This is a genomic window from Streptomyces sp. NPDC047002 (genome assembly GCF_040704505.1).
GTDB lineage: Bacteria > Actinomycetota > Actinomycetes > Streptomycetales > Streptomycetaceae > Streptomyces.
In genome coordinates this window covers 21,432-35,583 of sequence record NZ_JBEYWC010000005.1, presented here as the reverse complement: position 1 = coordinate 35,583, position 14,152 = coordinate 21,432, and the positions used below count along the sequence as shown (strand labels likewise).

The following is a 14,152-nucleotide window of genomic DNA, read 5'->3' as shown; positions in this document are numbered from 1 at the left end:
CCCGATGCCCACCCCGGGCCGCGTCCCCCTCCCCGGCCCCCGCAGGGCCCCTCAGGAGGGGCGCGCCGCTGCGGCCAGGTCCTTCGGGCGCGGGGCGCGGGCCAGCTGACGCGACTGGGCGACCAGCCGGTCGGCGCTGTCCCAGACCTCCGCGTCCTCTTCGAGGAAGCCGCCCGCGAGGTTGCGTGTGGCGATGCTCACGCGCAGCGGCCCCGGCGCGGGTCGGGCGCGCACGTGGACCGTCAGCTCGACGGTCGGCGTCCAGCCGGTGACGCCGAGTTCGAAGGCGGCGGGCGGCAGCGCGTCCACGGCGAGCAGCAGGGAGAGCGGGTCGGGGTCCCGGCCGTCCGCGAGCCCGAACCAGCCGCGCATCTCGCCGGTCCCCGACGGCTTGCCGACGGCCCAGCCGCAGGTGGCGGGGTCCATGCGGACGTCGAGCCGCTGGAGCAGGGAGGAGTCGGCGAAGGTGTCGCCCGGCGCGTCCGAGCTCCTGAAGCACTCCTCGCGCGGGGCGATGGCGGGCGGCTTTGCGCCGGTGCGCACGTCGTCGCTGAGGCCGTCCAGGTCGCCGTAGGTGGCGAGCACGCGCAGCCGCTCGACCTCGGTGCCGTCCTGCGCGTACTGGACGAGCGCGGCGGTGCCGGTCGACACGGTCCTGCCGGTGCGTACGGTCCCGGTGCGGATCTCGGCGGGCCCGGGGGCGGCCGGCGTCAGGTAGTGGGCGGTGATGGAGAAGGGGTCGGGGTGCGGCAGCGCGCGGGAGAGCGCGCGGCCCGCGGTCGCCAGCGTGTAGCCGCCGTTGAGGGCCCGGATGATGGACCAGCCCGGGGACAGGACCGCCGCGTAGGTGCCGGGCGTGCGCTGGGTGACGGCGGTGTCGCGGTCGAACTCGCTGTCGCCGAGGGATGCCTGTGCCATGGCCCTTACCGTACCGCCCCTTACTGACCAGTCGCTTAGGACCGGATGAACCCTGGGCCCGGCCACCCGGTCCCTGCCCCGCGGGGCTACGGCTCCTCCACCGCCTCCGACCTGCGACGCCAGGCGCGGGGGGCCCGCCAGTGGTAGTGCATGGCGAGCAGCCTGACGAGAAAGGCCACCAGGGCGGCCAGGGTGCCGGTGAGGGCGCCGAAGACGCCGAGGCGTACGCAGACGGCGGTCAGTGCGGCGCCGACGACGGCGGGCACGGCGTACAGGTCGCGGTCCCAGCGCAGCAGCGAGGGCACCTCGTTGGCGAGGACGTCGCGCAGGACGCCGCCGCCGACGGCCGTCGCGGTGCCGAGCGCCGCGGACGCGGTCGGGCCGAGACCGTACTCGTACGCCTTGGTGGTGCCGGTCACGCAGAACAGGCCGAGGCCGGCCGCGTCGAAGACGTACACCCCGGCCTGGATGCGCTCGACCTGCGGGTGCAGGAAGAACACCAGCGCCGTGGCGACGAACGGCGTGACGAAGTAGCCGAGGTCGGTGAAGGCGGCGGGCGGCACAGCGCCGATCATCAGGTCGCGGAAGAGGCCGCCGCCGAGCGCGGTGACCTCGGCGAGCACCGCCATGCCGAAGACGTCGAAGTTCTTGCGGACGGCGAGCAGGGCGCCGGAGATCGCGAAGACGAAGATCCCGACGAGGTCGAGCACGTGCTGGACGGAGGGCCTGAACAGTTCGACTACCACCCGGCAATTGTGCCGGTGGCGGGCCCGCCGGTCCGCCGCCGCACGAGGGCGGCGGAGGACCGGCCGCCGATCACTGCGAACCGGGCTCCGCGCCCTGGGACTTCTGCCCGGGCGCCGCGGCCGGGGCGAGCAGCTTCGCCGCGTCCTGCGGCTGCTGGTCCGCCGCGTTCTCCGGGTGGTGGCAGGCCGTGCGGTGGCCGGGCGCCAGCTCGACGAGCTGCGGTTCGGTGGTGCGGCACACCTCCGTCGCCTTCCAGCACCTGGTGTGGAAGCGGCAGCCGCTCGGCGGCGAGATCGGCGAGGGCACGTCGCCCTTGAGCAGGATGCGGTCGCTCTTGCCGCCGCGCCGCTTGGGGTCGGGCACCGGCACCGCGGACAGCAGCGCCTTGGTGTACGGGTGCATCGGCGAGGAGTAGAGCGCGTCGCGGTCGGCGAGCTCCACGATCTTGCCGAGGTACATCACGGCGATGCGGTCCGAGACGTGCCGGATGACCGACAGGTCGTGCGCGATGATCACATAGGTGAGCCCCAGCTCGTCCTGGAGGTCGTCGAGGAGGTTCACCACCTGCGCCTGGATCGACACGTCGAGCGCGGACACCGGCTCGTCCGCGACGACCAGCTTCGGCTTGAGCGCGAGCGCGCGTGCGATGCCGATGCGCTGGCGCTGGCCGCCGGAGAACTCGTGCGGATAGCGGTTGTAGTGCTCGGGGTTGAGCCCCACCAGCTCAAGCAGCCGCTGGACCTCCTTCTTCACACCGCCCTCTGGCGTGACGCCCTGGAGCCTGAAGGGGGTGGCGACGATGCCGCCGATGGTGTGGCGCGGATTCAGCGAGCCGTACGGGTCCTGAAAGATCATCTGCACGTCGCGGCGCATCGGCCGCAGCCGGCCTGCGGACAGGTGCGTGATGTCGCGGCCCTCGAACTCGACCGTGCCGCCGGTCGGTTCGAGCAGCCGGGTGACCAGCCTGCCCATCGTCGACTTGCCACAGCCGGACTCGCCGACCACGCCGAGCGTCTCGCCGGGCCGCACGTCGAAGGAGAGCCCGTCGACCGCCTGGACCGCGCCGACCTTCCGCTTCAGCAGCCCCTTGGTGATGGGGAAGTGCTTGGCCAGGTCGGTGACCCGCAGCAGCGGCTCGGGCGCGGCGGGGGCGGCCGCGGCGGCCGGTCCCGTGTTCGTCGCCTGTTTCGTCGGTTCACTCACAGCTTCGGCGCAATCTCTTCGGTCCAGATCTTCTCGCGCTGCTCGCGTGTCATGTGGCACGCGGAGAAGTGGTCGCCGGTGACCGCGAGCAGCTCGGGCCGCTCGGTGCGGGTGACATTGTCGGCGGGGACGTCCGCGTACGGGCAGCGCGGGTGGAAGGCGCAGCCGGACGGCACGTTGATGAGGCTCGGCGGGGAGCCCTTGACCGGCACGAGGCGGTCGGTCTGCTCCCGGTCGATGCGCGGCATCGAGCCCAGCAGCCCCCAGGTGTAGGGGTGCTGGGGCTGCTCGAAGACCTGGTCGGAGGGGCCGCGCTCGATGCACCGGCCCGCGTACATGACGAGCAGCCGGTCCGCGATCTCCGCGACCACGCCGAGGTCGTGGGTGATGATGACGACCGCGGAGCCGAACTCCTTCTGGAGGTCGCGGATGAGGTCGAGGATCTGCGCCTGGACGGTCACGTCGAGGGCGGTCGTCGGCTCGTCGGCTATCAGCAGCTGCGGATTGTTGACCAGCGCCATCGCGATCATCGCGCGCTGGCGCATACCGCCGGAGAACTGGTGCGGGTAGTCGTTGAAGCGGCGGGCCGGCTCGGGGATGCCGACCCGGTCGAGCATCTCGACGGCCCGCTTCTTCGCGGTCTTCTTGTCCACCTTGTTGTGGACGCGGTACGCCTCCACGATCTGCGCGCCGACCGTGTAGTACGGGTGCAGCGCGGAGAGCGGGTCCTGGAAGATCATGGCCATCTTCTGGCCGCGCAGCGCCCGCACGCGCTCCCGGTCGGCGGCGATGAGCTCCTCGCCGTCGAGCCAGATCTCACCGGAGATCCTGGCCCGGTCGGAGGTGTGCAGGCCCATGATGCCGAGCGAGGTCACGGACTTGCCCGAGCCCGACTCGCCGACGATGCCGAGGGTCTCGCCCGCCTTGAGGTCGAAGCTGACGCCGTCGACCGACCTGACGAGCCCGTCGTCGGTGTCGAAGTGGATCCGCAGGTCGCGCACGGAGAGGAACTCGCGCTCCGCGGCGGCAGCCCCGGACGCGGCCTGCGGGGCTGCGTCCTGTGCGGCGTCCTTGTGCGTGTCGCTCATGAGAGCCTCACCCGGGGGTCGATCGCGGCGTACACGAGGTCCACCAGCAGATTGCAGACGACGATGAAGAAGGCGGTCAGCAGCGTCACGCCCATGACGATCGGCAGGTCGTTGCCGGTGACGCCCTGGATGGCGTACGCGCCGAGGCCCTGGAAGGAGAACACCGACTCGGTGATGACGGCGCCGCCGAGCAGCAGCGCGAAGTCCATGCCGAAGATGGTGATGAGCGGGGTCAGCGCGGAGCGCAGGCCGTGCTTGACGACGACCCGCCGCTCGACGAGGCCCTTGGCCCTGGCCGTTCTGATGTAGTCCTCCCCCATGGTCTCCAGCATCCCCGCGCGGGTGAGCCGCGCGTAGAGGGCGGAGTAGAGGAAGGCGAGGGAGACCCACGGAAGGATCAGGTTCCACGCCCACTGGCCGGGGTTCTCGGCGAACGGCACGTAGTGCACGTTCCATATCTGGAGCCAGTTGAAGCTGAACAGTGCGAGCAGCGCGAGGCCGGTGAAGAACATCGGCAGCGAGACGCCCATGAGCGAGATGCCCATGGCGAGGCGGTCCCAGATCGAGCCGCGCTTGAGCGCGGAGAGGATGCCGGTGGCGATGCCGGTGACGAGCCAGATCACCGCGGCGCCGATGGCGAGCGAGAAGGTGATCGGGGCCCGCTGCTGGATCTGCGGCCAGACAGCGCTGTGGGTCTTGAAGGAGTAGCCGAAGCAGGGCGCGGAGCAGTGGGCAGGATCGGGGCCGAACTTGTAGTCGGCGCCGGCGACGATGCCCTTGACGAAGTGCCAGTACTGCTCGTAGATCGGCTGGTCGAGCCCCAGGTTCTTGATGACGGCCTTGATGACCGTGGGGTCGGGGCTCTTGCCGACGTACTGGGCGGCCATCGACTCGATGGTCTGCCCTGCGGCACGCGGAAGGAGATAGAAGATCGCGAAGGTGACTGCGCTGACCACCAGCAGCAGCAATACCGCGGCGAAGACGCGTCGGATGATGTACGCAGCCACAGCCGTGCGGCGTCGGGCCGGCCGAACCGGGTGGGACCCGGCGGGCCCGACGCCTTCACCTGCCTTTCAGGGGGGAATGCTTTCGGAGTCTCCGGGGAGCGCGGGGCTCCCCGGAGGGGCTCCTACTTGGTCGAGGTCAGGGTCGTGTAGTCGTACATGCCGAGGTAGGCGGCAGTGACCTCCACGTTCGCGGCGGACGCCGGCCGGTAGAGGAGGTTCTTCTTGTAGTAGAGCGGGACGATCGAGCCCTGCTTCATGATCATCTGGTCGATCGTGGCCCACTGGGCGTTGCGCTGGCCGTTGTCGACGGTGGCGATGGCCTTGTCGAACGCGTCGTTGATCGCCTTGTCGTTCAGCTCGGAGAGGTTCGTGCCGCCGGAGGACTTGATGGCACGGCCGTCCGCGATCTGGTCGAGGGAGGCGTAGCCGGTCGGCCAGTCGGCGCCCCACGCCATCATCATCATGCCGGCGTTGTTCTTGTGGACCCAGTCCGGGACACCGGCGAAGTCGGTGAAGTACTTGCTGCCGGGGAAGGTCTTGATGCTGGCGTTGACGCCGATCTTCTTCAGCGTCTCCTGGAGCTGGGTGGCGGCGAGGACCTCGTCAGGACGGTCGGAGCGGGCGGTCAGCGTGGTGGAGAAGCCGCCCGGCTTGCCGCACTTGGCCAGGTACTGCTTGGCCTTGGCGAGGTCGCCCTTGCTGCCCGGCGTCGGGTACGTGTCGGACTTCTCGTAGCCGGCGACCGTGGGCGGGATGACCGTGGACGCGGGCGTGCCCTTCACCGAGCCGCCGACCGCGTCGACCATGCCGGCCTTGTCGACCGCGTACTGCACGGCGGTGCGGCAGTCGGCGTTGTCGAACGGCTTCACCTTGTTGTCCAGCGCGAGGTACTGCAGGACACCGGCGTACGGGTTGTCCGTCTGCGCCTTCTCCTTGGGGTTGACCAGGAGCTTCGGCTGGGTCTTGGAGGCGACGCCGGTGCCCTGGATGTCCACGGTGGAGGTGTCGTTGATCAGGTGCTCGTCGATCGTCGTCTGGTTGACGTTGTACTTCAGGACGATCCGGTCGGGGAGCGCCTTGCGGATCGGGTCCGTCTTGGCGTCCCACTGCGGGTTGCGCACGAGCGTCGCGCCGGTGCTCTCGTTGAACGACGCGAACTTGTACGGGCCAGAGGACTGGATGCTCTGCTGGTACGAGGCGCCCTTGTCCAGCTTCTGCTCCACCGGCGCGGTCTGCGAGAACGTCGCCAGGTAGTTCATCTCGGCGAACGGCTTGCTCAGGTGGAAGACGATCGTGTACGGGTCCGGCGTCTCGATCGACTTGAGGCCGTCGGCCGACTTGTCCTTGTAGGGACCCTTGTAGGCGGAGTCGTCCGCGAGGTACGTCTTGAAGTACGTGGCGCCGTTGGAGAGGGCCTCGGGCGCGAAGTTGCTGCGCTCGATCGCGTACTTGACGTCCTTCGACGTGATCTCGCTGCCGTCCTGGAACTTCACGCCCTTGCGGATGTGGTACGTCCAGGTCTTGGCGTCGGCGCTGCTTGTGCCGGGGGCCGTCGCGAGGTCGGGCACGACCTGGAGGTTGGCCTTGCCGGGCGCAGGCTTGAACGACATGAGTGAACGCGCGTAGAGCCGGGAGAAGTTCTGCACCCAGCCGTAGTACGTGTTGCCCGGGTCGAGCGAGTCGGCGCCGCTGGAGATCTCCGCGGTGACCGTCCCGCCCTTCTTGGTGGTCTTGTTGGCGACGCCGCTGACCGCGGCGTTCGCCTTCGCCGAGCCGCCGCTGCTGTCGCTGGAGCCGCCGCCCCCGCAGGCCGAGGCGCCGAGTCCCAGCGCCAGCAGCGCGGAGATCGCCGCGGCCGTCCTTCTGTTCTTCATCGTGAGGATGTCCCCCTCGGTAGTCCGGTGCGGCACGGCCGCTGTTACTTGCCACGGGGGTCGAGTGCGTCGCGCAGCCCGTCCCCCAGCAGATTGAAGGCCAGAACGGTGACGAAGATCGCTACACCGGGGATGACCATGAACATCGGGTCGACCTGGTAGAGGTCGGTGGCCTGGTTGAGCATGCCGCCCCAGGAGGACTGCGGCGGTTCGATGCCGACGCCCAGATAGCTGAGGGACGCCTCGAACAGGATGTTGGTCGGGATGAGCAGCGTCGCGTAGACGAGGATCGGCGCGACCAGGTTGGGCAGCAGCTCCCTGAAGAGGATGAACGCGCCCCGCGCACCCAGGGACCTGGACGCCTCGACGAACTCGCGCTCGCGCAGCGACAGGGTCTGCGCGCGGACGATGCGTCCCATGTAGGGCCAGTTGAAGAAGCCGATCACGAAGATCAGCACGGCGATGCGGAGGGTGAGGCCGCTGAGCCCGAACGCCTTGCCCTGGAGCGTCGCGGAGATGGAGATCGCGAACAGCAGCAGCGGGAAGGCGAGAAAGGTGTCCATCACGCGGCTGATGGTGCTGTCCACCCAGCCGCCGTAGAAGCCCGCGACGACGCCCATGACGACGCCGATCACCACGGAGAGGAGCGTCGCACCGCCCGCGACGAGCAGCGAGACCCAGGAACCGTCCAGGATGCGGGCGAGGATGTCACGTCCCGTCTGCGGTTCGACACCGAGCGGATGGTGCCAACTGATGCCGCCGAAACCGCCCTTGGGGGCGAGCAGCACCGGGTCGACGAGGCTCTGGTGGAAGGCGTCCGGGTCGAGCCCGAACACCGACTGGATGGGCTTCGACAGGATCGCGACAAGGATCAGGAGCACCACGACGACGCCACCGGTCATCGCGACCTTGTCCCGCTTGAGGCGGGTCCAGGCGATCCTGCCGAGCGAACGGCCCTCGATCTGCTTGCTCCCGGCGCCCGCGAGGACCGCCTCCGGCTGCGCGGTCGCAGCAGACTTGGTGGTCTCTATTGGTGCCGTCATTGCGCTGGAGACCCCTCTTCTCGGCCGATGGTGACCGGCCCATGACCGCCGCCATGGCGGAACTGCGCCGCTGTGGCGGCCGATTCACTGATCAGCTTCTGATCAACATGATGCACGCTGCCCGTTCCGGTTACGGCGCGGGGGACCGGTCCGTGCGGCGCGCGGGCCGCTTCCCTTCGGTACGAAGGCGACCTCGGCCCTGGACCGTGTGCTGGTGGGAGTCTTCTGCGAGTGCTCGATCACGCACCAGCCCCCACGGGGAATGGTTGCCCAACCGTGATGCATCGCTCAGGGTCCCGGTATGCGGACGCTGGGTACTGCTCAGCGGACCTTTCCGGACATCCCCGCCCAGGTCAACTGGGGTGTCCGGGAGGTTGTGCGCGCGGGCGTGCGGTGCGGTCCCAGAGGGCGCTGCGCGCGGGCGCGCGGTGCGGTGGGAGCGCCGGCGAGGGCCGCCGCCGGCGGGTCAGAGGCGGTGTGCGGGCGGCGGGTACCCGTAGCCGCCGGCGGGCGCGGCGGCGCGGTGTGCGTCGCGGTCGTAGAACGGGCGCGTGTTGGCGCGCAGCCACATCGCGACCGGGTCGCGGTCGTCGGCCATCGCGACCGTCGACACCGGGAGCCCCTCGGGCACCGCGGTCACCGACTGGCGCATCATCGCGCGCACCGACTCGACCGCCGCCGCACCGCTCTCGTACAGGTCGAGCCCGACGGCGAGGTACGGGGTGCCGAGCGCGGGCTGGACCCAGGCGCGGCACAGCGACCTGACGGCGGGCGTGCGGTGTGCGTTCTGCGTGAGCAGGGCGTAGAACTGCGGGATCTGCACGGCGGGTTCACTGATCCGCAGCGGTCCCGCCGGCATCCGGTCGAGGCCGGTGGCGATGCGGCGCAGGTCGGGCCACGGGATGCCGAGGCCGCCGCCCGGGGCATGCGGATTGAGCCAGATGCCCCAGCCGTCGGGGTAGAGGGCGCCGGCGATGTCGCGCCCCGTGACGACCTCGTGGGCCCTGGTCCAGCCGCTGGCGGCGAGCTCCTGGGCCGAGGTGACGCACGGGGCGTAGCCGTACCCCTCGACCTGCATGTTCCCGTACTGCGCGGTGGGGGATCCCGGGGCGCCCTGCCACAGCAGCATCCAGACCCGGCCCGCGGTGTCGTCGGCGAGCGCGCGCAGCAGCGCCTCGTAGGCGTCGTAACGCCCCGGTGCCACCTGGCGCAGCATCTGCTCGATGTGCCCGGCCTCCGCGGTGCCTGGCGCGCTCACTCCGCTTCCCCGCCCCTCTTGTCCTCGCCGTCGGACCCCTGTCCCCGGATCCGTCCCCCCGGGCACGCGGTCCCGGCGCCCCCGACATCAAACCAGCTTAGGCGGCGGCACTGACACAGGCTTGACGCCGGGGCGTGGCGCCGCCACCCGCCGTCAGGCGTGCTCGCGCCGGTAGAAGGGGCGGACACGGCCGAGCATCCACTCGGCGACCAGGTCCTCCTGGGCCATGTCGAGCAGCAGCAGGTTCACCTGCCACGGCACGTGCACGCGGCCCAGCGCGCGGCCCAGCGCGTCGAGTGCGGCATGGCCGTCCGCGGGCCCCCACGGCACGAGTTGCACACCGACGAACAGCTGGTGCGGGCCGCCCTCGACGGAGGCGAGCGCGCGGCGCGCGTCGGCGACCACACCGGAGCCCTCGAACTCCTCGGACGCCGCGCGCAGGAAGTCCATCGGCTCGTCCTGCCAGTCGGGCTCGAACAGCCGGACCCGGCCGCCGCTCTCGGGCCCGTCGAGCGCGGTGCGCCCGGTGCGGCACAGCTCGGCGACGGCGGGCGGCGGCAGTGGCACACCGACCGCACCGCCCGGGTTCACGGCGATGCCGAGCTGCGGCGGCAGGCCGCGCGCGAAGTCGCGGGCGGGCGCGACGGTGAAGGACATATGGGTGCCGACGCACCGCAGGAACTGCTCCTGGGAGCTGAAGACCGGGACGTAGGCCCCGCCCGCTATCTCCACGGTGGGCACGTCGAGGCCGGTGCTCTCCGGGCCGCCGCCCTCGGGCAGCGGGACCCAGATGTCGCTGCGCCCCAGCACTTCGACGAGCCTGGCGCCCGCCGACTCGCTGCCGAGCGAGGCGGCGAGCGCCTCTTCGAGTTCGTTGCCCGGCCATGCCGTGTCCACTGCTGCCTCGCCCTCCGCCCTGCCCAACGGTTTCGCAAAGGCACCTTAATGCTCCGGGTCCGCCCCGGTGGAGCGGACGGTGAAAGCGATCGCGCCGAGCGAGCGCGCCGCGTCCCGGTCGAGCAGGACGGCCGAGTGGCAGCCTGCCGGCAGGCGCGCCGACTCGACCGCGGCGAGCAGGGCGCGCACCGCCCTGCGGTGCCGGGCGAACGCGTAGCGGGAGACTGCGCGGCCCCGGGCCCGCTGTCCCGCGCGCGCCACCTCGGGCGAGACGTCGAGGACGACGAGATGCAGGGCCCTGCCGCGGCCGCGCGCCTCGCGGGCGAGCCAGCGGCGCACCCAGCGCTGGGTGCCGCAGTCGTGGACGACGGCGCTGCGCCCGGTGCGCAGCAGCCGCCACAGGCCCGCGTAGTGGGCGAGGCGCACGGCGGGCCGGTACAGCGCGTAGGGCAGCCGCGGCAGCCGCCCGGCCCAGCGCTCCCGCGCGTCCTGCGAGTCGACGCCTGCCCCGGCCACTCTGCGGATGAGGGTGGACTTGCCGCTGCCCGGCAGCCCGGACACGACGACGAGGTCGCCGTCGGCGAAGACCAGGCCGCCCGGCGGTGCGCAGGCGCCGCCCCGTAAGTCCCGCACCCGCGCACCGCCACCCGCGCCCGTACGGGTGCCGGTGACGGCTCCGGTACTGACGCTGGTTCCGGCTCCGGTTCCGGTACCGGTGCTGGTGCTGGTGCTCCGTGTGCCGCGCACCGCCATGGCCGCCCCCTGTCACGGTCGTCCGCCGCCTCCCGGGCGCGGGGGCGCCGCGCCGCGCCCCGGCAAGCCTGGGTAAAGAGATGGTAATGGCGACCGAGGTTCCCGCGGGAGGGCGCGCATGCGATGATGGCGGCGCCAACTGCATACCGGCCGTTTGAATCCGCGCGGGAGAGTCCCGGCCACCTCGGTGGCGGGCGCCGAAGGAGCAAGTTCCTCCCTTGAATCTCTCAGGCACCGTTACCGCGCGGGCGAGGCAGATCTGAAAAGCGGGCCGCCGAGCGTGCCCCACCCAAGGTGCAAGCCGTGACCCTGACCGGGCGGTCATGGCGAACCTCTCAGGTTCCGATGACAGATGGGGAGGACAGTCCTCGCCCTTCATCCCTGGGAGCCACCGATGAGCCCGTCACCCCGCCGCACCGCGCTCGACGCCGTGCACCGCGCGCTGGGCGCCACCATGACCGACTTCGCGGGCTGGGACATGCCGCTGCGCTACGGCAGCGAACGCGAGGAGCACCACGCGGTCCGCACCACCGCCGGCCTCTTCGACCTCTCCCACATGGGTGAGATCACCCTGACGGGCCCGGGCGCCGCGGCTGCGCTCGACTACGCGCTCGTCGGCAACCTCGGCGCACTCGCCGTGGGCCGCGCCCGCTACACGATGATCTGCCGGGAGGACGGCGGCATCCTCGACGACCTGATCGTCTACCGCCTCGGCGGCGAGCACTTCATGGTCGTGGCCAACGCCTCCAACGCGCAGGTCGTGCTGGACGAGCTGACGGCGCGCGCCGCGGGCTTCGACGCCGAGGTGCGCGACGACCGCGAGGCGTACGCGCTGCTCGCCGTGCAGGGCCCGGCGTCGCCCGGGATCCTGGCGTCGCTCACCGAGGCGGACCTCGAAGACCTCAAGTACTACGCGGGCCTGCCCGGCACGGTCGCCGGGGTCGACGCGCTGATCGCGCGCACCGGCTACACCGGCGAGGACGGCTTCGAGCTGTTCGTGGCGCCCGCGGACGCGGAGCGGCTGTGGCAGGCGCTGACCGAGGCGGGCGCGGGCGCCGGCCTGGTGCCGTGCGGCCTGTCCTGCCGCGACACCCTGCGCCTCGAAGCCGGGATGCCGCTGTACGGGAACGAGCTGTCGACGGCGCTGACCCCGTACGACGCGGGGCTCGGCCGGGTCGTGAAGTTCGAGAAGGAGGGCGACTTCGTGGGCCGCACGGCGCTCGCGACGGCGTCCGAGCTGGCCGCGGTGAAGGCGCCGCGCAAGCTGGTCGGCCTGGTCTCCGAGGGCCGCAGGGTGCCGCGGGCCGGCTACCACGTGGTCGCGGGGGACGCCGTCGTGGGGCAGGTCACCTCGGGCGCCCCCTCCCCCACACTGGGCAGGCCGATCGCGATGGCGTACGTCGACGCCGCGCACGCCGCCCCCGGCGCCGAGGGGATCGGCGTCGACATCCGCGGCAACCACGAGCCGTTCGAGGTCGTGGCCCTGCCGTTCTACAAGCGCCAGAAGTGATAGGCCCTCTTCCACGGCTTCGGCAGGCCCTGCCTGCGTGCACCGCCTTCCCCCTTCCGACCCGGCCGTTTCCGGCCGCCCACCCGCGTACAGGAGAATCCAGGTCATGAGCAACCCGCAGCAGCTGCGCTACAGCAAGGAGCACGAGTGGCTGACGGCCGCCGAGGACGGCGTGTCGACGGTCGGCATCACCGAGTTCGCGGCGAACGCCCTGGGCGACGTCGTGTACGTGCAGCTCCCGGAGGTGGGGGACACGGTGGCCGCGGGCGAGACCTGCGGCGAGCTGGAGTCCACCAAGTCGGTCAGCGACCTGTACGCGCCGGTCTCCGGCGAGGTCACCGCGGTCAACCAGGACGTGGCGGACGACCCGTCGCTGGTCAACACGGCGCCCTTCGAGGGCGGCTGGCTGTTCAAGGTCCGGGTCTCCGACGAGCCGGGCGACCTGCTCTCGGCGGACGAGTACACCGAGTTCGCCGGCAACTGACGCCACTGACGGCAATCGACACCAGGGACTGATCCGCTTTGACTTCGCTCCTGAACACCCCGCTGCACGAGCTCGATCCGGACGTGGCCGCCGCGGTCGACGCCGAGCTGCACCGCCAGCAGTCGACGCTGGAGATGATCGCCTCGGAGAACTTCGCCCCGGTCGCCGTGATGGAGGCGCAGGGCTCGGTCCTCACCAACAAGTACGCCGAGGGCTACCCCGGCCGCCGCTACTACGGCGGCTGCGAGCACGTCGACGTGATCGAGCAGATCGCCATCGACCGGGTGAAGGCGCTGTTCGGCGCCGAGCACGCCAACGTGCAGCCGCACTCGGGGGCGCAGGCCAACGCGGCGGCGATGTTCGCGCTGCTCAAGCCAGGCGACACGATCATGGGGCTGAACCTCGCGCACGGCGGGCACCTCACCCACGGCATGAAGATCAACTTCTCCGGCAAGCTGTACAACGTGGTGCCCTACCACGTCGACGGCGAGAGCGGCCAGGTCGACATGGCCGAGGTGGAGCGCCTCGCCAAGGAGGCCAGGCCGCAGCTGATCGTGGCGGGCTGGTCCGCCTATCCGCGGCAGCTGGACTTCGCCGCGTTCCGGCGGATCGCCGACGAGGTCGGCGCGTACCTGATGGTCGACATGGCGCACTTCGCGGGCCTGGTCGCCGCCGGGCTGCACCCCAACCCGGTGCCGCACGCCCATGTGGTGACGACGACCACGCACAAGACGCTCGGCGGCCCGCGCGGCGGCGTGATCCTCTCGACGGCCAAGCTGGCCAAGAAGATCAACTCGGCGGTCTTCCCCGGCCAGCAGGGCGGCCCGCTCGAACACGTCGTCGCGGGCAAGGCGGTCGCGTTCAAGGTGGCCGCCTCCGAGGACTTCAAGGAGCGCCAGCGGCGCACCCTGGAGGGGGCGCGCATCCTCGCGGACCGCCTCGGCCGCGACGACGTGGCCCAGGCCGGGGTCTCCGTGCTCTCCGGCGGCACGGACGTCCACCTGGTCCTCGTCGACCTGCGCGACTCCGAGCTCGACGGGCAGCAGGCCGAGGACCGGCTGCACGAGGTCGGCATCACGGTGAACCGCAACGCGGTGCCGAACGACCCGCGCCCCCCGATGGTCACCTCGGGCCTGCGGATCGGCACCCCCGCGCTCGCCACCCGCGGCTTCACCGCGGAGGACTTCGCCGAAGTGGCGGATGTCATCGCGCAGGCGCTGAAGCCGGCCTTCGACCGCGAGGAGCTGGGCGTACGGGTGGCGGCGCTCGCCGCGAAGCACCCGCTGTACCCGACGCTGTAGTCGCCCGCGCGCACTGCGTCAGGACACTCGCGGGGCGCCGCGTCACACTGGAGTGTGGTGCGCGGTGCC

Annotated in this window: 13 protein-coding genes and 1 riboswitch; of the genes, 3 read left to right on the top strand and 10 right to left on the bottom strand. The window is 71.3% G+C overall.

Features of this window, described 5'->3' with window-relative positions; all coding sequences use genetic code 11:
* Positions 1–51: 51 nt before the first annotated feature.
* The 10 genes from AB0910_RS07120 to AB0910_RS07075 form a co-directional block, all read right to left on the bottom strand.
* Complete coding sequence (locus tag AB0910_RS07120) at positions 52–918, bottom strand: thioesterase family protein (protein ID WP_366743520.1); 867 nt, start codon at positions 916–918, stop codon at positions 52–54.
* A gap of 86 nt (positions 919–1,004) precedes the next feature.
* On the bottom strand, positions 1,005–1,664 hold the full coding sequence (locus tag AB0910_RS07115; RefSeq protein WP_366743519.1) for a trimeric intracellular cation channel family protein: 660 nt from the start codon (positions 1,662–1,664) through the stop codon (positions 1,005–1,007).
* 70 nt (positions 1,665–1,734) lie between these two features.
* Positions 1,735–2,868, bottom strand: coding sequence for a dipeptide ABC transporter ATP-binding protein (locus AB0910_RS07110; RefSeq protein WP_366743518.1), 1,134 nt, complete (start codon positions 2,866–2,868; stop codon positions 1,735–1,737).
* Positions 2,865–3,956, bottom strand: a complete 1,092-nt coding sequence (locus AB0910_RS07105) for an ABC transporter ATP-binding protein (RefSeq protein WP_366743517.1) — start codon at positions 3,954–3,956, stop codon at positions 2,865–2,867. The genes AB0910_RS07110 and AB0910_RS07105 overlap by 4 nt, the downstream gene beginning before the upstream one ends.
* A complete protein-coding gene (locus AB0910_RS07100; protein WP_366743516.1) occupies positions 3,953–4,963 on the bottom strand; it encodes an ABC transporter permease in 1,011 nt (336 codons plus the stop codon). The genes AB0910_RS07105 and AB0910_RS07100 overlap by 4 nt, the downstream gene beginning before the upstream one ends.
* Before the next feature lie 122 nt (positions 4,964–5,085).
* Entirely contained in the window at positions 5,086–6,837 is a 1,752-nt protein-coding gene (locus AB0910_RS07095; RefSeq protein WP_366743691.1) for an ABC transporter substrate-binding protein, read from the bottom strand.
* A 44-nt stretch (positions 6,838–6,881) separates the two neighbouring features.
* Complete coding sequence (locus tag AB0910_RS07090) at positions 6,882–7,880, bottom strand: ABC transporter permease (protein WP_366743515.1); 999 nt, start codon at positions 7,878–7,880, stop codon at positions 6,882–6,884.
* Positions 7,881–8,346: 466 nt separating this feature from the next.
* A complete protein-coding gene (locus AB0910_RS07085) occupies positions 8,347–9,138 on the bottom strand; it encodes an enhanced serine sensitivity protein SseB C-terminal domain-containing protein (protein WP_366743514.1) in 792 nt (263 codons plus the stop codon).
* 153 nt (positions 9,139–9,291) lie between these two features.
* Entirely contained in the window at positions 9,292–10,035 is a 744-nt protein-coding gene (locus tag AB0910_RS07080; protein ID WP_366743513.1) for an enhanced serine sensitivity protein SseB, read from the bottom strand.
* Between the two features lie 45 nt (positions 10,036–10,080).
* A complete protein-coding gene (locus tag AB0910_RS07075; protein ID WP_366743512.1) occupies positions 10,081–10,788 on the bottom strand; it encodes an AAA family ATPase in 708 nt (235 codons plus the stop codon).
* Between the two features lie 155 nt (positions 10,789–10,943).
* A riboswitch (glycine riboswitch) is annotated at positions 10,944–11,041 on the top strand.
* Positions 11,042–11,182: 141 nt separating this feature from the next.
* On the opposite strand from AB0910_RS07075, the gene gcvT reads away from it, so the two are divergent.
* The 3 genes from gcvT (at position 11,183) to glyA (ending at position 14,083) form a co-directional block, all read left to right on the top strand.
* Positions 11,183–12,298: a glycine cleavage system aminomethyltransferase GcvT gene (gcvT, locus tag AB0910_RS07070; RefSeq protein WP_366743511.1), complete on the top strand. Its 1,116-nt coding sequence runs from the start codon at positions 11,183–11,185 to the stop codon at positions 12,296–12,298.
* Between the two features lie 106 nt (positions 12,299–12,404).
* Complete coding sequence (gcvH, locus tag AB0910_RS07065) at positions 12,405–12,782, top strand: glycine cleavage system protein GcvH (protein ID WP_366743510.1); 378 nt, start codon at positions 12,405–12,407, stop codon at positions 12,780–12,782.
* A 38-nt stretch (positions 12,783–12,820) separates the two neighbouring features.
* On the top strand, positions 12,821–14,083 hold the full coding sequence (glyA, locus tag AB0910_RS07060) for a serine hydroxymethyltransferase (protein WP_366743509.1): 1,263 nt from the start codon (positions 12,821–12,823) through the stop codon (positions 14,081–14,083).
* The last annotated feature ends 69 nt before the right edge of the window (positions 14,084–14,152 follow it).

Bases quoted from the DNA above. Each gene is read 5' to 3' on its own strand.
- AB0910_RS07120 (WP_366743520.1), bottom strand. From the start codon at position 918: ATGGCACAGGCATCCCTCGGCGACAGCGAGTTCGACCGCGACACCGCC.
- AB0910_RS07105 (WP_366743517.1), bottom strand. From the start codon at position 3,956: ATGAGCGACACGCACAAGGACGCCGCACAGGACGCAGCCCCGCAGGCC.
- AB0910_RS07095 (WP_366743691.1), bottom strand. From the start codon at position 6,837: ATGAAGAACAGAAGGACGGCCGCGGCGATCTCCGCGCTGCTGGCGCTG.
- AB0910_RS07090 (WP_366743515.1), bottom strand. From the start codon at position 7,880: ATGACGGCACCAATAGAGACCACCAAGTCTGCTGCGACCGCGCAGCCG.
- AB0910_RS07075 (WP_366743512.1), bottom strand. From the start codon at position 10,788: ATGGCGGTGCGCGGCACACGGAGCACCAGCACCAGCACCGGTACCGGA.
- gcvT (WP_366743511.1), top strand. From the start codon at position 11,183: ATGAGCCCGTCACCCCGCCGCACCGCGCTCGACGCCGTGCACCGCGCG.
- gcvH (WP_366743510.1), top strand. From the start codon at position 12,405: ATGAGCAACCCGCAGCAGCTGCGCTACAGCAAGGAGCACGAGTGGCTG.